This window comes from Roseateles sp. GW821-FHT03B02 (assembly GCF_059421025.1).
In genome coordinates this window covers 116,395-133,733 of the sequence record NZ_JBWKUV010000011.1, presented here as the reverse complement: position 1 = coordinate 133,733, position 17,339 = coordinate 116,395, and the positions used below count along the sequence as shown (strand labels likewise).

General features: G+C 71.0%; 20 protein-coding genes. 9 read left to right on the top strand and 11 right to left on the bottom strand.

Annotation, left to right across the window (positions count from 1 at the left end; all coding sequences use genetic code 11):
• Positions 1 to 6 precede the first annotated feature (6 nt).
• Positions 7 to 1,080, top strand: a complete 1,074-nt coding sequence (locus AC07VX_RS24615; protein ID WP_493166819.1) for a GSCFA domain-containing protein — start codon at positions 7 to 9, stop codon at positions 1,078 to 1,080.
• Here AC07VX_RS24615 and AC07VX_RS24610 read toward each other — a convergent pair.
• On the bottom strand, positions 1,058 to 1,417 hold the full coding sequence (locus AC07VX_RS24610; protein WP_493166818.1) for a glutaredoxin family protein: 360 nt from the start codon (positions 1,415 to 1,417) through the stop codon (positions 1,058 to 1,060). The two genes, AC07VX_RS24615 and AC07VX_RS24610, sit on opposite strands and share 23 nt — an antisense overlap.
• Positions 1,418 to 1,437: 20 nt before the next feature.
• Positions 1,438 to 2,337, bottom strand: coding sequence for a polyphosphate kinase 2 (gene ppk2 / locus AC07VX_RS24605; protein WP_493166817.1), 900 nt, complete (start codon positions 2,335 to 2,337; stop codon positions 1,438 to 1,440).
• A 130-nt stretch (positions 2,338 to 2,467) separates the two neighbouring features.
• Here ppk2 and AC07VX_RS24600 point away from each other — a divergent pair, with 130 nt between their 5' ends.
• A complete protein-coding gene (locus AC07VX_RS24600; protein WP_493166816.1) occupies positions 2,468 to 2,848 on the top strand; it encodes a BlaI/MecI/CopY family transcriptional regulator in 381 nt (126 codons plus the stop codon).
• Positions 2,841 to 4,070 (top strand): M56 family metallopeptidase, encoded by a 1,230-nt coding sequence (locus AC07VX_RS24595; RefSeq protein WP_493166815.1) that lies wholly within the window; start codon positions 2,841 to 2,843, stop codon positions 4,068 to 4,070. Before AC07VX_RS24600 ends, AC07VX_RS24595 begins: the two co-directional genes overlap by 8 nt.
• A 115-nt stretch (positions 4,071 to 4,185) precedes the next feature.
• Here the strand turns inward: AC07VX_RS24595 and AC07VX_RS24590 are convergent, their stop codons facing one another.
• Positions 4,186 to 4,965: an oxygen-binding di-iron domain-containing protein gene (locus AC07VX_RS24590; protein WP_493166814.1), complete on the bottom strand. Its 780-nt coding sequence runs from the start codon at positions 4,963 to 4,965 to the stop codon at positions 4,186 to 4,188.
• 135 nt (positions 4,966 to 5,100) lie between these two features.
• Between AC07VX_RS24590 and AC07VX_RS24585 the strand changes: the two genes are divergently transcribed.
• Complete coding sequence (locus AC07VX_RS24585; protein WP_493166813.1) at positions 5,101 to 7,125, top strand: DEAD/DEAH box helicase; 2,025 nt, start codon at positions 5,101 to 5,103, stop codon at positions 7,123 to 7,125.
• On the opposite strand, the gene AC07VX_RS24580 is transcribed toward AC07VX_RS24585, so the two are convergent.
• From AC07VX_RS24580 to AC07VX_RS24565, 4 genes are all read right to left on the bottom strand, one after another.
• On the bottom strand, positions 7,122 to 7,475 hold the full coding sequence (locus tag AC07VX_RS24580) for a RidA family protein (protein WP_493166812.1): 354 nt from the start codon (positions 7,473 to 7,475) through the stop codon (positions 7,122 to 7,124). The genes AC07VX_RS24585 and AC07VX_RS24580 overlap by 4 nt on opposite strands.
• A gap of 4 nt (positions 7,476 to 7,479) precedes the next feature.
• A complete protein-coding gene (plsY, locus tag AC07VX_RS24575; RefSeq protein WP_493166811.1) occupies positions 7,480 to 8,190 on the bottom strand; it encodes a glycerol-3-phosphate 1-O-acyltransferase PlsY in 711 nt (236 codons plus the stop codon).
• Positions 8,191 to 8,256: 66 nt separating this feature from the next.
• Complete coding sequence (locus AC07VX_RS24570; protein ID WP_493166810.1) at positions 8,257 to 8,979, bottom strand: hypothetical protein; 723 nt, start codon at positions 8,977 to 8,979, stop codon at positions 8,257 to 8,259.
• 4 nt (positions 8,980 to 8,983) lie between these two features.
• On the bottom strand, positions 8,984 to 9,478 hold the full coding sequence (locus AC07VX_RS24565) for an aminoacyl-tRNA deacylase (protein WP_493166809.1): 495 nt from the start codon (positions 9,476 to 9,478) through the stop codon (positions 8,984 to 8,986).
• Positions 9,479 to 9,568: 90 nt separating this feature from the next.
• Here AC07VX_RS24565 and AC07VX_RS24560 point away from each other — a divergent pair, with 90 nt between their 5' ends.
• The 4 genes from AC07VX_RS24560 to AC07VX_RS24545 are packed head-to-tail and all read left to right on the top strand — an operon-like array spanning position 9,569 to position 11,687.
• Complete coding sequence (locus AC07VX_RS24560; RefSeq protein WP_493166808.1) at positions 9,569 to 10,117, top strand: DUF2975 domain-containing protein; 549 nt, start codon at positions 9,569 to 9,571, stop codon at positions 10,115 to 10,117.
• On the top strand, positions 10,117 to 10,347 hold the full coding sequence (locus AC07VX_RS24555) for a helix-turn-helix domain-containing protein (RefSeq protein ID WP_493166807.1): 231 nt from the start codon (positions 10,117 to 10,119) through the stop codon (positions 10,345 to 10,347). Before AC07VX_RS24560 ends, AC07VX_RS24555 begins: the two co-directional genes overlap by 1 nt.
• A 5-nt stretch (positions 10,348 to 10,352) precedes the next feature.
• On the top strand, positions 10,353 to 11,072 hold the full coding sequence (locus AC07VX_RS24550) for a hypothetical protein (RefSeq protein ID WP_493166806.1): 720 nt from the start codon (positions 10,353 to 10,355) through the stop codon (positions 11,070 to 11,072).
• A 6-nt stretch (positions 11,073 to 11,078) separates the two neighbouring features.
• Positions 11,079 to 11,687 carry a hypothetical protein gene (locus tag AC07VX_RS24545; protein WP_493166805.1) on the top strand — a complete coding sequence of 203 codons (609 nt, stop codon included), beginning with the start codon at positions 11,079 to 11,081 and terminating at the stop codon, positions 11,685 to 11,687.
• Between the two features lie 157 nt (positions 11,688 to 11,844).
• On the opposite strand, the gene AC07VX_RS24540 is transcribed toward AC07VX_RS24545, so the two are convergent.
• Together AC07VX_RS24540 and AC07VX_RS24535 are read right to left on the bottom strand one after the other, a co-directional pair.
• Complete coding sequence (locus tag AC07VX_RS24540) at positions 11,845 to 13,524, bottom strand: acetate--CoA ligase (RefSeq protein WP_493166804.1); 1,680 nt, start codon at positions 13,522 to 13,524, stop codon at positions 11,845 to 11,847.
• An 83-nt stretch (positions 13,525 to 13,607) separates the two neighbouring features.
• On the bottom strand, positions 13,608 to 14,138 hold the full coding sequence (locus tag AC07VX_RS24535) for a GNAT family N-acetyltransferase (RefSeq protein WP_493166803.1): 531 nt from the start codon (positions 14,136 to 14,138) through the stop codon (positions 13,608 to 13,610).
• Between the two features lie 44 nt (positions 14,139 to 14,182).
• Here AC07VX_RS24535 and AC07VX_RS24530 point away from each other — a divergent pair, with 44 nt between their 5' ends.
• Entirely contained in the window at positions 14,183 to 15,079 is an 897-nt protein-coding gene (locus AC07VX_RS24530) for an alpha/beta fold hydrolase (protein ID WP_493166802.1), read from the top strand.
• A gap of 14 nt (positions 15,080 to 15,093) precedes the next feature.
• Here AC07VX_RS24530 and AC07VX_RS24525 read toward each other — a convergent pair whose 3' ends face one another.
• Both AC07VX_RS24525 and AC07VX_RS24520 read right to left on the bottom strand, forming a co-directional pair.
• The gene (locus AC07VX_RS24525; RefSeq protein WP_493166801.1) at positions 15,094 to 16,596 is read right to left on the bottom strand and encodes a methyltransferase regulatory domain-containing protein; all 1,503 of its coding nucleotides are present in this window, start codon (positions 16,594 to 16,596) and stop codon (positions 15,094 to 15,096) included.
• A gap of 15 nt (positions 16,597 to 16,611) precedes the next feature.
• Positions 16,612 to 17,319, bottom strand: coding sequence for a PEP-CTERM sorting domain-containing protein (locus AC07VX_RS24520; protein ID WP_493166800.1), 708 nt, complete (start codon positions 17,317 to 17,319; stop codon positions 16,612 to 16,614).
• Between the last annotated feature and the right edge of the window lie 20 nt (positions 17,320 to 17,339).

Genomic DNA, 17,339 nt, shown 5'->3' with positions numbered 1-17,339 from the left:
AAGACCATGCATCCCTACCAGCAACAACCCGACCGCGCGTTCTGGAAGCGTGCCGTCAGCGAGACCGCCTGGCGCGACCTGGACCTGATCGGCCGGCCGAAGTTCCAGCTCACGCCCGACGCGCGCGTGGCCACCGCGGGCAGCTGCTTCGCCCAGCACATCGCCCGGCACATGCGGCTGCGCGGCATGCAGCCCATGCTGGTGGAGCAGCCCCACCCGCTGGAGCAGGCCGCCGGCCGCGACGGCAGCGACTACCAGACCTTCTCCGCCCGCTTCGGCAACCTCTACAGCCCGCGCCAGGCGCTGGAGCTGGCCGAGCAGGCCCTGGACGTGCGGCCTCAGATTGACGACTACGCCGAGGACGACGGCCGCGTCTACGACCTGCTGCGCCCCAACGCCGTGAAGGGCGGATTCGACAACCTCGCCCATGCCCGCGCCGACCGCGCCTACCACCTCGGCCGCGTGCGGCTGATGTTCGAGAGCTGCGACGTCTTCGTCTTCACGCTGGGCCTGACCGAGACCTGGTACCACGCCGGGCGCGGCCACACCTACCCGGTCTGCCCCGGCACCGCCCGGGGGCAGTACGACGCCGCGCTGCACGCCTTCCGCAACCTGACCCACGCCGAGGTGCTGGCCGACCTGCAGCGCCTCGTCGCCCTGGTACGCCGCGTGAATCCGGGCGTGCGCTTCATCTTCACGGTCTCGCCCGTGCCGCTGGTGGCCACCTACTCGGGCGAGCATGTGCTGCTGGCGTCGAGCTACTCCAAGTCCACGCTGCGCTCGGCCTGCGGCGAGCTGGCGGCGGCCGACGACGGGGTGCTGTACTTCCCGTCCTTCGAGATCGTCAGCCACGTGGCGTCGTTCGGCCAGTATCTGCAGGGCGACCTGCGCGAGGTGACGGAGCGCGGCGTAGGCCATGTGATGGCCTGCTTCTTCCAGGCCCTCTACCCAGGGCTGGCCGGTGGCGCTGCCGCTGCCGCCCCTGCACCCGCCGCAGCGCCGGCCCAGGCCGGGCCGGACCTCGCCAGGATGTTGCAGGCCGAGTGCGAAGAGCTCTTCAACGACCGGCCGGCGGGCTGACCGCCAGCGCATCGGCGATGCCTGCGCGGTCGAAGCCGACGATGCGCCGGCCGCGCACCACCAGCGTCGGCGTGCCGGCCGCTCCCAGGGCCTGGTAGTCGGTCAGGCAGGCGGCGTCGCGCTCGACGAAGCATTCCTGGAACGGAATGCCCTCCTGCGTCATCCAGCGCCGCGCGGCCAGGCACCAGGGGCAGGTCTCGGACGACAGCATGCGGATGTCGCCGGGCCGGGCCAGCTGCCTCAGCGTCCGGCCGTCATCCGCGGCGACATGGCTGCGCCAGGCCCAGGAAACCAGGGCGGTCAAGGCGACGACGGCGAGCAGCGAGCGGGGCAGCACGCCTGGATGCTAGCCCTGGCTCAATAGACCTCGGGCACGATGATGTCGCCCGGCACCGGGTGGCGGATGTAGTCCTCGCGCCGCTCGCGCGCCGGCAGCTCGATGTCGGCATGCACCACCTCCTGGTAAGGCATCTGGCTCAGCAGATGGTGGATGCAGTTCAGCCGCGCGCGCTTCTTGTCGTCGGCCGGCACCACCCACCACGGCGACTCGGGGATGTGGGTGCGCTCCAGCATCACCTCCTTGGCCTTGGTGTACTCCTCCCAGCGGCGGCGCGATTCCAGATCCATGGGGCTCAGCTTCCACTGCTTCAGCGGGTCGTGGATGCGACCCAGGAAGCGCACGCGCTGCTCGTCGTCGCTGATGGAGAACCAGTACTTGATGAGCTGGATGCCCGAGCGCTGCAGCATGCGCTCGAACTCCGGCGCGGAGCGGAAGAACTCCTCGTACTGCTCGTCAGTGCAGAAGCCCATCACGCGCTCGACGCCGGCGCGGTTGTACCAGCTGCGGTCGAACAGCACGATCTCGCCGGCCGCCGGCAGATGCGACACGTAGCGCTGGAAATACCACTGCGTGCGCTCGCGGTCGTTGGGCGCCGGCAGCGCGGCCACGCGGCACACGCGCGGGTTCAGTCGCTGCGTGATGCGCTTGATGACGCCGCCCTTGCCGGCCGCGTCGCGGCCCTCGAACAGGATGACGACCTTGTGGCCCGTGTGATGCACCCAGTCCTGCAGCTTGACGAGCTCGCACTGCAGCCGGAACAGCTCGCGGAAATAGCGCCTGCGCTCCAGCCCCTCGCCCGCATCGCCCGGCACCTCGCCGTAGTTGCGGTCCTCCAGTTCGAGCTCCAGCTCCTCGTCGAGATCGTCCTGCAGATCGCGGTGAATGCGCTTCACCAGTTCGTCATCGATGGGGCTCACTCTCAGGCTCCTGGCCGCGACGGCGGCATCAGCCGCCAGCCTACGCCGACGGCGTGGCGACGCCGTGACAAAGGGCTTGACGAGTTCGTTTACAGGCGTAATCATTCGCCATCGTTTACAAACGTAATCCATGCGCAAGGCCCCCACCCCCATCAGCGACGCCGAGGCCCGGGTCATGCGCCTGCTCTGGCAGCGCGCGCCACAGGCCGCCGACGAGATCGCTGCCGCCCTCGGCCCGCAGCAGGGCTGGCAGCTCGCCACCGTGAAGACACTGCTGAACCGCCTGCTGAAGAAAGGCGCCGTGACGGCCGAGCGCGACGGCCGGCGCTTCCTCTACGCCCCGGCCGTGCCCGAAGACGCCTGGGTGGCCGACACAGGTCTCTCCCTCATCGACCGCCTCTTCGGCGGGCGTCTGGCCCCGCTGGTGGCGCAGTTCGCGTCGGAGCGCAAGCTGGGTGCCGACGACATCGCGGCGCTGAAGGCGCTGCTGAAGGAGCAGGGGCATGACTGAGGCGCTGCTCGGCGCCCTGCTGCGGCAGGCCGCGCTTTTCAGCCTGGCCGTTTTGCTGGTGGCAGCGCTGCGCCCGCTGTTCAAGCGCGCCGGTGCCGGTGCGCTGTACGCCGCGTGGCTGCTGGTACCCGCCCTGCTGCTGACGCCGGCCCTGCCCCGCCCGGCCGCCGAGCCGCTGCATCTCATGCTGGCGACACCCGCACGCACCGCAACGGCTGCGGCCGCCTTGTCCGCCCCGCCGTCAGGCACCGCGCCGGTCTGGCTGGTGCTGTGGCTGGCCGGCGCGGCGGGGGTGGCGCTGCGTCAGTCCAGCGAGCAGTGGCGTCTCGCCCGGCTCGGCGGGCTGCTGCCCGCAGGCAGCAGCCCCGCCCTCGTGGGCCTGCTGCGGCCGCGCGTCGCCCTGCCGGCGGACTTCGAGCAACGCTTCCCGCCCGCCCAGCGCACGCTCATCCTGGCACACGAGCAGGTGCACCGCGACCGGCTCGACAACGCCTGGAACCTGCTCGCCTGCGCCCTGGCCGCGCTGCACTGGTGGAACCCGCTAGCGTGGTGGGCCGCGCGTCGCCTGCGGGCCGACCAGGAACTCGCCTGCGACGCCGCCGTGCTGGCCGCCCACCCCGGCGCGCGGGTCGAATACACCCGCGCCCTGCTCGCCGCACACGACCTCCAGCACTTCGGCGCGCCACTGGCCAGCCGCTGGGGCACCACCCATCCGCTCGTTGAAAGGATTGCCATGCTGAATCGAACCCGCCCCTTGTCTCGCCTCGGCGCCCTGGCCCTGGGCTCGGCGCTTCTCACCGTCGCCGGCCTCGCCTACGCCGCACAGAGCGAGGCCCCGCCCGCGAATGCGCCGCAGCTGGAGCTCAAGATGAACATCAGCTACCGCACCGGCACCGACAAGGACCAAAAGACCCTCTCCAGCCAGCCCACGGTGCGCGTGCGCGCCGGTGAGCGTGCGACCGTCATGTTCAACGGCACGCCAGACACGCCCACCCCGGAGAGCCTGGCCATCGCCATCGTGGCCCGCGACCTGGGCGACGACAGGATTGAGCTGCAGGCCGAGGTCAGCAAGGGCAGCCCGCTGACCGTCGCCTTAAAGCCGCGGCTGATCACGCGCAACGGCGTCCAGGCCCGGATCGAAAAGGGCAGCAACAACCCGGCGGACATGGAGATGCTGTCCCTGGCGATCACGCCCACGCTGCTCGTCGAAGCCAAGCCCTGAAGGGCAAGCGACGCCGTCGCCCCCACCACAATCGCACGCCCGCGCGCCCGCATCGCGCAGCGGCGCCATAAGGAGGCGCCCAGACCCAGGCCTGGCTACAGGCCCGGGAACAGGCTCAGCCCGGCACGCGGTAGTTCGCCGATCCGAACAGGTCCACGCCGCACTCCAGTTGCTCGACCCAATCGATGAACTCGCCCACCGCCGCGCCCACCATGGGCGCGCCATGCTGGGGCGCGATCATCTGGATGTCCAGCGGGCGCACCATGGCGGCCCACAGGCGCAGCACCTTGTTGCTGACCATGTAGCGACGGTGGAAGCCCTCCATGCGCGGGATGTGGGCCGCCAGCGAGCTGACCGGCTTCTCGGGGTTCAGGCTGGTGCCCAGCGAAGCGCCCAGGTCGCCCGAGAACAGGATGCGGCTGACCGGGTCATAGAACTGGAAATTGCCCTCGGCGTGCAGGAAGTGGGCCGGCAGCGCCCAGAGCTCGAAGCGGTCCGCGCCGGTGCCCAGGCGCAGGCGCTCGCCGGCATCCGGCAGGCCGACGACGCGGCCCACCGTCTTGCCCGGCTTGCAGAAATGCGGCGCGAAGCGCTCCCATAGCCGTGAGATGTAGACCGGTGCCTCGGTGGCCGTCATCCAGCGGTCCAGCGAGGCAATGATGTCCGGGTCGGCATGCGAGGCCAGCACGGCGGCCAGCTTGTGCGGCGGGAAGAAGCGCGACATGCCGAGGTAGAGCTCGTTGTAGGCGATGTTGCCGCCGGGGTCGAGGATGGCGCCGGTGTCGCCGTTAACGAGCAGGAACTGGTTGGACTGCACGGCGTCGCCGCCCTCGTCGCCGAGGCGGGAAAACATCGCGCAGACATGCCGGCCCTGGCGGAACAACTCGATGGACATGCAGGGGTCTCGGGCAGTGGGGGGACGGGCAGGCTAACGGGCCGGTGCCAGGCAGGACTTGTCCGAGGTCAAGCTCAGGCGTCTTGGCCGGGGCCTTTACAGTCGCGCCCTTCCCGCCCCGCCCCTGCCTGAGACATGAGCCTCGCCGACCTCCGAGCGGCCCTGAACGCCGAGCTGTCGGCCACGCCCGAGTACTACGACTTCAAGGTGCTGCACGCCGAGCGTGACGGCGCGCTGTGGCGCGTCACGCTGGAGCCCGGCTATGTGTTTGCCGAAGGCCAGCGGCCCGGCGCGGCTTCGGCCCAGGCGCTGCTGGACGACAGCCTGGACGGCGCCAGCGCCTGGTGGGGCGCGCCGGCCAAGGGTGGTGCCGGCGTGCTGGCCGTGCTGGCCGAGGACGACCAGTTGCTGCTGCAGAACGCCAGCAGCCCGCCGCCGCCGGCCGGAAACCTGATTCGCCTCTACCCCACCCGCTTCCTGAACGCCGTGGCCGATGCATGGTGGGACACGCCCTGGGCCGAGCGGGCCCTGGCCTGCCTGCCCGACCTGTCGCGCCCGCAGCCGCTGCCCGGCGCCGCCGCGTTGACGGGCGAGCCCTTCCGCTGGCTGCGCCCGGCCCAGCGCGCAGCACTCGCGCTGGTGGGCCACAGCAGCAGCTTCCTGTGGGGGCCGCCGGGCACCGGCAAGACGACGACGCTGGGCGTGCTGCTGGCCGAATACCTGGACCGCCACCCCCACGCCCGCGTGCTGCTGCTGTCCACCACCAACCAGGCGGTGGACCAGGCCCTGCTCGCCGTCGACAAGGCCTTGCTCAAGGGCCGGCGCGAGGCTCTGCGCGCGACGGTGCAGCGCCTGGGCACGCGCTTCGACGCCGCGGCCTACGCGGGCCGCGAGCACCTGCTGCCCACGCAGGACCGCGAGCTCATTGCCCGCCTGGCCCGCGCCGAGGCGGCCCGCCCCTCGGCCCGCGACGCGCTGGCGCTCAAGGCCTGGGCGGACCGCGTGGCCGCGCTGCGCGACGAGCTGCGCGCCGCGTCGCTGAAGGTGCTGCAGCGCTGCCGCCTGGCCGGCATGACGACGACGCGCGCCGCCTTCACGCTCAAAGCCCTGCGCGAATTGAGCCCCGCCGGCGAACCGCCCTTCGACCTGCTGGTGTTCGACGAGGCCAGCCAGGTCAGCCTCGCCCACGCCCTCGCGCTGATGTCGCTGGGCCGGGCACGGCTGTTTGCGGGCGACCCGCAGCAGCTCTCGCCGGTGCTGCGCAGCGACGACCGTCTCGCCCGCCGCTGGCTGGGACGTTCGGCGTTTGCCGAGATGCCGCGCGGCGGACCCGCGGTGGCACTGCTGGACGAACAGTCGCGCATGGCGCCGCCCATCGGCGAGCTGGTCAGCGAGCTGTTCTACGCCGGTGCGCTGCGCGTGGCGGCCGACGCGATGGCCTCGCCCGACTGGCAGGCCGCGCGGCAGCGACCGCTCGGTGACATCGCCGCCGAGGTGCACGTGCATGTGCACCGGCTGAAGACCGACGGCGGCTGGGTGGCCGCCGAGCGCGGGCCGGTACGGCGCGAGTCGGCCGAGGCGATTGCCGGGCTGCTGGAACAGGCGCTGGCCAGCGGCGACTGGCGGCCCGAGGACTTCGTCGTGCTGACGCCCTTCCGCGCCCAACGCGCGCTGATCCGCCAGCGCCTGCGCGCCCGGGGGCTGCCGGAATCGCTGCGCGTCAGCACGGTGCACCGCGCCCAGGGCAGCGAGGCGCCGGTGGTGCTGTTCGACCCGGCCGACGGCGCCCAGCCCTTCCTGCACGGCGAGGCAGCGCAGCGCCTGCTCAACGTCGCGCTGAGCCGGGCGCAGGCCAAGCTGGTGTTGTTCGTGTCGCCGGCCGATGCGGCCAGCCCGCTGCTGGCGCCACTAGTGCAGCGGTTGCGGCTGGCGGGCGACACCAGGGCGGTGACGCCGCTGCTGGCGCTGGCCCGCGAACCGGGCTTCCCGGCCAATGCGCTCGGCCGGCGCGTCAGCGCGGGGCGGCACGAGGGCGAGGTGGCGCGCATCAGCGCCGATGGACGTCAGTTCTGGCTGGTCAACGCGCGCACCGGCGCGGAGCAGCTCATCGACGTGGAGTTCTGGCGCCGGCGCGCGCAGGCGCCGGCAGAACGCCCTTAGACGGCGGCCGTGACGAGGATCTCGACCTTCCACTCCGGCCGTGCCAGGCCGGCGATGACGGTGGCGCGCGGCGGCGTGTGGCCGGCGGACACCCAGGCCTCCCAGGCGGTGTTCATGCCGGCGAAGTCGGCGCGGTCGGCCAGGAAGATCTCGGCGCGCAGGATGCGGCTCTTGTCGGTGCCGGCGCGGGCCAGCAGCTTGTCGATGGCGGCCAGCACCTGGGCCGTCTGGCCGGTGATGTCGGCCGTGGTGTCCTCGGGCACCTGGCCGGCCAGGTAGGCCACGCCGTTATGCACGGCCATCTCGGACATGCGGGGACCGACGTCGAAGCGGTCGATGTTGTTGCTCATGGGGTCACTTCTTTCGTGTGGGATGGTGATGCGAATGCCCGGCCGGCCTCGGGCCGGTGCCGTGCGGATGCTTCTTGCTGGCGCCCGCCGGCGGCGTGGCACCCGCGGCCTTCTGGCCCAGCCTGCTCTCGGTACCGGCCAGCAGCTTCTTGATGTTGGCCTGGTGGCGCCACACCAGCAGCAGGCCCATGATGATCAGGCACAGCGCGGTCGGCCCGGCTTCCCAGATGAGCAACTGATACATCGGCGCGAACGCGGCGGACACGATGGCGGCCAGGGACGAGTAGCGGCTGAACCAGGCAATGATGGCCCAGGTCGCCAGCGTCGCAACCCCTAGCAGCGGGTTGAGGCCGAAGATAACGCCCGCGGCCGTGGCCACGCCCTTGCCGCCCTGGAAGCGGAAGAACACGGGCCACAGGTGGCCCAGGAAGGCGCCCAGGCCCACCAGCGCCGCCGTGCCTTCACCGAGGCCGAGACGCGGGCCCCAGATGAAGACGGCCAGCACGGGCAGATAGCCCTTGAGGGCGTCGAACACCAGCGTCAGGATGGCCGCGGCCTTGTTGCCCGAGCGCAGCACGTTGGTCGCGCCGGGGTTGCCCGAGCCGTAGGACCGCGGGTCCGACAGGCCCATGGCGCGGCTGACGATGACGGCGAAGGAAAGCGAACCGATCAGGTAGCCGGCGACGGCGGCCAGCAGGGAAGTGAGGGAGTCCATGACGCGATTGTCGGGCCGCACCGGCCTGGCCCGGCGTCCGGGCCCACCTGGGAAGAACCCGGCCGCTCAGGCCGGCGGCCGGCCCAGCCAGACCTGCAGCGGCCCGACGCCTTCGAAGCCCTCGCCCAACAGCGCCTCCAGGTTCGCACCCTGGTCGTAGCTCACCAGCGCCTTGCCGGCATGCTGCGCTTGCACGATGGCCAGCATCTCGCCGCGCAGGCGCCCGGCCTCGCCCGCCGGGAAGAAGCTGCAGCTCAAACCTGCCACGCCGTCGCTGCAGGTGACGGCGCAGCCGGCCACCAGCCGATCACCGCCGAAGCCGGCCAGCAGCTGCACCGCCGGTTCAGCCAGCAGCGCCGTACCGAATACGGCGGGCCCCGCCGGCAACGCCCCCGGCTCGGGCCACCAGGCTGCAGCCCATTGTTCGAGAAGGGCCGGCGTGTCGACGACGGCCCAGCGCAAATGGGCCTGACGAGGTTGCACAACGCGCGGCTCGCGCCACAGCCAGCGAGCCTCGAAGAGCTTCGAGAAGCCGTGCTCGCGCAGGTCCAGCCGGCAGAAGCTGTCCTTGACGCCGATGACCTCGGGCCGCCCCTGCAGGGCGTGCATCAACCGGCCTTCATCCAGGTCGGCGGCCAGCGTCACCGCGCCGGGGAAATAGGGTGGGCTCGGGTCGGCGTGGCACCACAGCCCCGTGTCGAACGACGTCGTGCCGCCGTAGGCGCGGCACACGGCGTCGCACCATACCGCGTTGTTGAACGCCGCAATGGCCGCACGATCCCGGGCCATGGCTTCAGCCGGCGTTGGCGCACTGCACGGAGCGGGCGCCCAGCAGCTCGGTCAACACCCGGGGCTCGATGCCGACGAGATAGCCGCGCCGGCCGCCGTTGATGCAGATCTTCTCCAGCGCCAGGATGCTGGACTCGACGAACACCGGCATGGCCTTGCGCACGCCGAAGGGCGAGGTGCCGCCCACCTGGTAGCCGCTGTGGCGCTGGGCCACTTCGGGCTTGCAGGGCTCGACCTTCTTGCACGGGATCTGGCGCGCCAGCTCCTTGAGGCTGACGCTGCAATCGCCGTGCATCAGCACGATCAGCGGCTCGGCGCGCTCGTCCTGCATCACCAGCGTCTTGACGACGGCATGCTCGTCCACCCCCAGCTGCCTGGACGACTCGGCCGTGCCGCCGTGCTCCACATAGTCGTAGACATGCTCGGTGAAGGCGATGCCGGCACGCTTCAGGGCCTGGGTAGCGGGGGTCTCGCTGACATGGCTGCTCTTCTTGCTCATCCCTTCATTCTCGGGGACGGGTCATATTGCCATCGAACAGCAAGCAATTATTGTTTTACAGTAAGTTTTTCCTGTTTTGCGAAGGCCGACATGCCCGACTCATTCTCCGCCGACGGCCTGCGCCGCATTCGCCGCCTGGCCTGGATCGTGCGGCTGCTCTGCCTGTTCGGGCTGGTGGTCATCGGCACCCTGCCCTTCATCTTCTGGGCCCAGCCGGACTGGGTGACCGAGGTGGCGGCCCGCACCTGGAACCTGAGCAAGCTGCAACTCGACCTGGGCTCGCGGCTGTGGGGGCTGGCGGCGTCCATGCTGCCGACGTCGGTGAGCCTGTTCGCGCTGTGGCAGATGTGGTCGCTGTTCGGCTGCTTCGCCCAGGGCGAGCTGCTGGCGACCCGCCCGGCCCAGCATCTGCGGCACCTGGGCCTGGGGCTGTGCGCGCTGTCGGTGGCCCAGCCGCTGGGGCACACGCTGGCCATCCTCGCGCTGACCTGGGGCAACCCCAAGGGTGAGCGCCAGCTGTGGGTCGGCCTGTCGTCCGATCACTACCTCGCCCTGCTGTTCGGGCTGCTGCTGCTGGCGCTGGCGCAAGTCCTCCACGAAGCCGCTCGCGTCGCCGACGAGAACGCAGAGTTCATCTGATGCCCATCATCGTGACCCTGGACGTCATGCTTGCGCGCCGCAAGATGCGCTCGCGCGAGCTGGCCGAGCGCGTGGGCATCACCGAGGCCAATCTGTCGCTGCTCAAGAGCGGCAAGGTGCGCGGCGTGCGCTTCGACACCCTCTCGCGCATCTGCGAGGCCCTGCAATGCCAGCCCGGCGACCTGCTCGCCTGGGAACCCGGCCCCGAACCCTCCGACGACCTGCCCTGACCTCCATGCGAATCCTGCTCGCCTGCCTGCTGGCCGCCACCGCGGCCGCCCATGCCCAGACCGAAGTGCTGCCCACGGTCAAGACCGAACTCAAGCGCGACGGCAGCGTGCTGCCCTACGGCCAGATCAACAGCCTGCTGGCCAAGCTGGGCAAGCATGGCGAGGGCCTGTTTCGCATGGACTTCAAGGTCGACGCCGAGAAGACCAAGATCCCGCTGACCGACATCCGCATGGCCGTGCGCAGCGATGACGCAGACTACCCCCTCAAGATCGACGCCGATGGCCGCTTCGACCTGCCCGTGCTGCCCGAGGCCGAAGCCAGGACGGCCGACCTCGCCACCAACGCCGGCAAGGGCCGGATGGCCGTGCGCGGCAGCATCGAGCTGACCGTGCCGCCGGAGCAGCTCACGCTGGCCAAGGTGCGCCAGGTCATGCGCGTGGCCCGCACGCTGCGCGAGGAGCTGCTGCCCTGGTATCTGCGCTGGCTGTTCCCGCGCATCGAAGCCGTGCGCATCTGCAGCGCCACGCCCACCTGGGAGCTGGAGTGGCGGGAGAACGGGCAACTACTGGGCCTGCCGCTGCCGCAGGCCTCTGGGGAACGCGACCCCGACGCCGGCAAGGGCGACAAGGGCCGCCCCTGCACGCTGCTCAACGGCCAGGAGAACTGGCCCGACACGGCCCGCCTGCTGCCGCCGGCGGGCAGCAAGCTCAGCGTGAAGTTCTAGTCCGGCATGGACCACCGCTGGGCTGCACGCGGCCTCGTCCTCGGGCTGCACTTGGCGCTGATGGCGGCGCTGTGGCTGCACCGACCCGCGGGCCTGGGCGGCCCGGGCGAGCGGCGCGTGACGACCGTGCGCATCGTGCTGCCCAGGCGCGTGGAACCGCCACCGCCTGAGGTGCGCCGGCCGTCGCCGCGCACGCCCGCGCCCCCCGTCATCGCGCCACCGGCCTTCACGGCCGAGGCGGCGCCGGCGCCCGCCGCGCCGGCAATGCCCGGCGCACCGCCAGCGGAAGCCCTGCCCGCCGAGCCGCCGCGCACCACGCTGCGCCTGACACTGCCACCCGGCTACGCCGCCTCAACCGCCGCCGCGCGCAACCCGGCCCTCGGCGACGAGCGCAGCAACACGCGCCGGCCCACGCTGGAAGACCGCATCGCCGATGCCGCCGGCGCCACGGGCGAGTGGGTGGCCGAGCGCACCAGCGACCACCGCGTGCTGCTGCGCCGGGGCGACACCTGCATGGAGGTGCTGCGCTCGCGCATCGCCGACACGGACCGCTTCAACGAGAACGTGGCCCCGCGGGCGATCAACATGGTGGGCAAGCCCTACAAGTGCAAGTGAGGCTCAACGCCCGGCCGCCAGCGCCTGCGGCCGCATCGATGGCCAGGTTGATGCGCAGCCACAGCAGACAGGCCCGGAACGGGCAGCCCGTGCCGCCGATGAAGAGGTGGATGAAGCGGCTCTGCGACAGCGCCACCACGGCCACCGCCTCGCCCGGCTAGGCCGCCGCTGCCGCACGCTCCTGCTCGCGCAGCCTCAGCACGCGGCGCTGCACCTTGCCGGTCGTCGTCATCGGCAGGGCGTCGATGAACTCGATCTCCTTGGGGTACTCGTAGGGCGCCAGGCGGGCCTTCACATGCGCCTGCAGCGCCTCCACCAGCGCCGCGTCGCCGGCGTGGCCCTCGGCCAGCACGACATAGGCCTTGACCAGCGCACCGCGCTCGGCATCGGGCTTGGGCACGACGGCGGCATTGGCCACGGCCGGATGCTTGAGCAGGCAGTTCTCGATCTCGCCGGGCCCGATGCGGTAGCCGGCGGACTTGAAGACGTCGTCGGCCCGGCCCTCGTACCAGAGCGTGCCGTCGCGGTCGCTGCGGGCCAGGTCGCCGGTGCGGCACCAGTCGCCCGTGAACTTGGCCTTCGTCGCGGCCTCGTTGTTCCAGTAGCCGAGGAAGAAGACCGGGTCGGGCATGCCATGGCGGTCGCGCGCGTTGACGGCCACCTCGCCGGTCTCGCCAGGCGCGCACTCGCGGCCCTCGTCGTCGATGACGGCCACGCGGTGGCCCGGGTAGGCCCGACCCATGCTGCCCGGCTTGGCCGGCCACAGGGCCTGGCAGTTGCCGACGACGTAGTTCATCTCGGTCTGGCCGAACATCTCGTTGACGGGCACGCCCAGTGCGTCGCGGCACCAGGCGAACACGGCGTCACCCACCGCCTCGCCGGCGCTCATCAGCGCCCGCAGCTTCAGGCCGTGGCGCTTGGGGCGTGGCTCGGCCTTCATCATGGCCTTGAGCGCCGTCGGGAACAGGAAGCTGTGCGTGACGCCGTAGGCCGCCATCAGCTCGAAGGCCTTGGCGGCCGAGAAGCGTCCCTGGTAGGCCACGATCGGCCGGCCGAAGTAGAGCGTGGGCAGCAGCGCGTCCATCAGCCCGCCGGTCCAGGCCCAGTCGGCGGGGCTCCAGAACACGGCGTCGCTGGGCTGGCTGGCGTCGAAGGGGTCGAAGCCGAACCAGTTCTGGCTGGCGACGAAGCCGGTCAGGTTGCCGATCAGCGCCCGCTGCGGGATCAGCGCGCCCTTGGGGTTGCCGGTGGTGCCGCTGGTGTAGATCAGGATGGCCGGGTCGTCGGCCTGGGTCGTCACGGGCTTGAAGCGGGCTTCCTCGGCCTGCATGGCCTCCATCCACGGCAGTTCGTCGCAATCGACCGGGCATTCGCCGACAACGACGAGGCGGCGCAGCGCCGGGCAGCGCGCCCTCACCTCGCGCAGCGCCGGCAGTGCCTCGCAGGCCGCGATGGCCAGCACGGCACCGCTGTCCTGCAGCCGGTATTCCAGCGCCTCGGCGCCGAACAACATGGACAGCGGCATGGCCACTGCGCCGATCTGCTGGATGGCGATGTGGGCCACGGCCGTCTCGAAGCGCTGCGGCAGCACGATGGCCACGCGATGGCCGCGGCGCACGCCTTGGTTCAGCAGCGCGTTGGACAGCCGGTTGGCGGCGCGCTGCAGCTGACCGTAGCTGTAATGGGCGCGGCAGCCGCTTTCGCTGTCGAAAAAGATGGCCGTGGCGTTGGGTGTGTCCCGCGCCCAGCGGCCGCAGCAGGCCTCGGCGATGTTGAAGTCCGACGGCACCTGCCAGCGGAAAGCGGCGTGCAGCTGCTCGTAGCGGTCTTCCACCATGGGCCACCCCCGGTTGGGACAAGGGGGCGAATGCTAGCCAGCGGCGCCACCGCCGGCCTCATGGATTGCCCGGGGAGCGCCGGCTACAGCCCCAGCCAGGCCGAGGGCGACCACATGCTGGGGCGGTCGCCGTCGGCGTAGCGCGCCAGCGCCTCGCCGGTGAGGCGGCAGATGCGCCAGTCCGGCATGACCTCGGCGCCCAGCTTCTGGTAGAAGCGGATGGCATCCTCGTTCCAGTCCAGCACGGTCCAGTCGAAGCGGCCGTAGCCGCGCTCGCAGGCGAGCTGGGCGAGCTGGATCAGCATGGCCTTGCCCAGGCCGCTGCGGCGATGGGCCGGGCGCACGTAGAGGTCTTCCAGGTAGAGGCCGGGCTTGGCCAGGAAGGTCGAGAAGTTGGTGTAGTAAAGGGCGAAGGCGACGACCTCGCCACGAACCTCGCCCACCATGCACTCCGCCACCGGCTCGTCGCCGAAGAGGTGGGGTTCGAGCTTGGCCGGCGTCACTTCGAGCAGATGGGTCAGGTGCTCGAACTCGGCGAGCTCGCCGATCAGCTGGACGATGGCAGGCAGGTCGCGCGGCTCGGCAGGGCGGATGTCGTGGCGGGGTTCAGGCATGGTGGCCGCATTGTCAGCGGACTGCCGTGTCCTAAAGTGCGGATATGCCCGATGTCTACACCCCACGCCGCGCTCACCGCAGCGAGTTCTTGACCCTGCGCGGCCTGCGCCACCACGTGCTGCGCTGGGGTCAACCCTTGCCTGGCCGCCCGCCGCTGGTCATGGTGCACGGCTGGATGGACGTCGGCGCGTCCTTCCAGTTCGTCGTCGACGCGCTGCGGGACGATCGCGAGATCGTTACGCTGGACTGGCGCGGCTTCGGCCTTAGCGCCACGACGGGCACCGACTGCTACTGGTTCCCCGACTACCTCGGCGACCTCGACGCATTGCTGGATGCCGTCAGCCCCGGCGCGCCCGTGGACTTGGCCGGCCACAGCATGGGCGGCAATGTCGCGATGAGCTACGCCGGCGTCCGCCCGCAGCGCATCCGCCGCCTCGTCAATCTCGAAGGCTTCGGCATGCCCGACGTTTCTCCCGCGGCGGCGCCCGAACGCCTGGCCAAATGGCTGGATGAGCTGAAGGACCCGCCCTCGCTGCGGCCCTACGCGACGCTGGCCGACGTGGCCGAACGGCTGATGAAGAACAACCCGCGCCTGGCCGGGGACAAGGCGGCCTGGCTGGCCGGTCATTGGTCGCGCGAGACCCCCGAGGGCTTCCAGCTGAATGCGGACCCGGCCCACAAGCTCGCCAACCCGATGCTCTACCGCAAGGCCGAAGTGCTGGCCTGCTGGCAGCGCATCGCAGCGCCGGTGCTGTGGGTGGAGGGCAGCGACGACCAGCTGACGCGCTTCTGGGGCACACGCTACCCGCGTGCCGATTTCGAGGCCCGGCTGGCCCTGGTGCCTGACCTGCGCCAGACCGTCCTGCAGGACGCCGGCCACATGCTGCACCACGACCAGCCCGAGGCGCTGGCGCGGGCCTTGGAAGACTTCCTGCGCTAACCCGCCCCGGGCCCTCAGCCCACCAGCAGCGCGTTGTCGGCCAGCATCTGCAGGCGCCGGCCCAGAGCGGCAGCGTCCAGACCCTCACGCTCGGCCGGTGGCGTCGCGGCCACCAGCGCCTCCAGCAGTTCGCCCTGATCACGCGTGCCGTCCAGCAGCGGCACCAGGCGGCGCAGCAGCGGCGTGGGCAACAGGAAGGTGCCGTGAGCGGCGGTGACGACCGGCGCGCCGCGCTCGGCCAGCCTGCGCACATGACGGCTGGCGCGCGGATGGCTGCCGACGCCTGGGCAGAAATCCCAGCGCGCGGCATGAATCTCGACGAGGTCGCGCGCATGCAGCGACAGCAGGGCCGAGACCACGGCTTGAGGCAGCCCGGGGTCGGGCGCTGACAATTGCAGCAGGCCTTCGACCGAGGCCGCCAGCATGGCGAAGTCCATGCCGCGCAGATCGCCATCGGCCAGCGCGCACATCAGTGCTTTGGCCGCCGGCTCGTCGGCGCGGAAGCTGCCCTGGTAGGGGTGACGGAACTCCATGGGCCCCGCCGCGCGGACATCGGCTGCGGCGCTCACGCGCCGTGCCCGCGTCGAGAGCTGCAGCCCGGCCAAGCGCTGCGGCGTCACCACCAGATCGACGGCTGGCCCCTGGCGACACAGCAGGGTCTGGCGGAAGCGCCGCAGCTGCACGAAATCGATGTACTGCTCGCGCTCCAGCCGGGGCAAGGCATCCAGCTGACGCTTCACCGCCGGCGGATAGGCCGCCGTCGACATCGCGCCGAACTCCGCCTCGGCCAGGAACTGCAGGCCGCAGCCGGCCGCGGCGTCGATCAGGTCCAGGAAGTACAGCGGCTCGTTGTCGTCCGCGAGCAGGTCGTGCAGCAGGAAATAGTCCTTGCCGTCGAAGCCAGCCATCTCGCGGTCCAGCAGCTCCTGCGTGAAGGCCTGGCCGGGCACGGCGGCGCGCATGAAGTCCACCGCCTCGCGCGCCGCACGCGTGCGCTGTTGCGGGTCGGTGATGGCGCGGGTGCGAAAGCGCATCAGATCGCGCGGCACGTTGCGCAGATAACCGCCTGGCAGCGCGCTGTAGCTCAGATAGGCCACGCCATGCGGCGCCAGGCAGCGCCCGCACAGCGCCAGGAGCGCCTGGCGCACGTCGTCGGGCACCCACGACAGCACGCCGTGGGCCACGATGAAGTCGAAGGGCTCGGGGCCGGGGTCGAAGCCGCCGATGTCGCCGACGTGCAGCGCGACATTCGTCAGCCCCAGCGCAGCGATCGTCTGGCGGCCCTCGGCCACCGCCGAAGCCGCGAGATCGACGCCGAAGAACTGCGCGCCCGGGAAGGCCACCGCCTGCGGAATCAGGTTGCCGCCGTCGCCGCAGCCCAGTTCGAGCAGCCGGCAGCCGGCGGGCAGCGGCGTCGGCAGGCCGCACAGCCTCCCTAGCGTCGCCAGCCGGTTGGCGGACGACTGCGGATAGAACTTGCCCGGATAGCGGACCTGGTCGTAGATCGTGGCAGCCACGCGCGCCGCCGCGACCTACCAGCCACGGCGCCGACGGCGCGCGGCGGCTGCCCCGAGCAGGCCGGTGCCCAGCAGCGCCAGCGAGGCGGGCTCGGGCAGCGTGCGCGGGCTGTCCACCAGGCTGAGCACGCCGTCGCTCTGAGGCAGTTCGGCCGAGAACTCGAGGACACGCGAGGTGTAGTCGTACTTCAGCGAAGACAGGCCACCGAACTTGTGCGTGGTCTGCAGCTTGATGCCCAGGAAGTTGGTCAGCTGCGAAGATCCACCATCGAAATTGCTGAGCAGGTAGTCGCCGGTGATGTCCCAATAGGTGTCGTAGGTCTGCACGCCGTTGAGCAGAGCACCGAGCACCTGGGTGACACCGAGCTTGATGTGGCTGTCGCTGGCCGGTGCATAGCCCGCGACGAGAACTTCCTTGAGGGTGACCTTGAGGAAGTCTTTCTGGCCCTCGCCGGATTTGCGCCCGACCACGGTCTCTGAGAACACGCCGCCGCTGCAGTCGAGCTTGGAGGTGATGTCGGGGCTGACGCTGTTGTCGTAGAAGTCAAAGGTCAGCGTGGGCCCGACGGCGCTGCCGGATGGCCAGCTGACCGTGCCGCCGGCCGTCGCGTCCGCGCCATCGGCGCAGGCGAAGCTGGGGCTGATGGGGGCCGCCCGGGCGCTGCTCAGCGAGCCAGCGGCCAACGAGGCAAGTGCTATCGACTGCAGGACCGGCTTGTTCATCACATCGACTCCGAGCAATG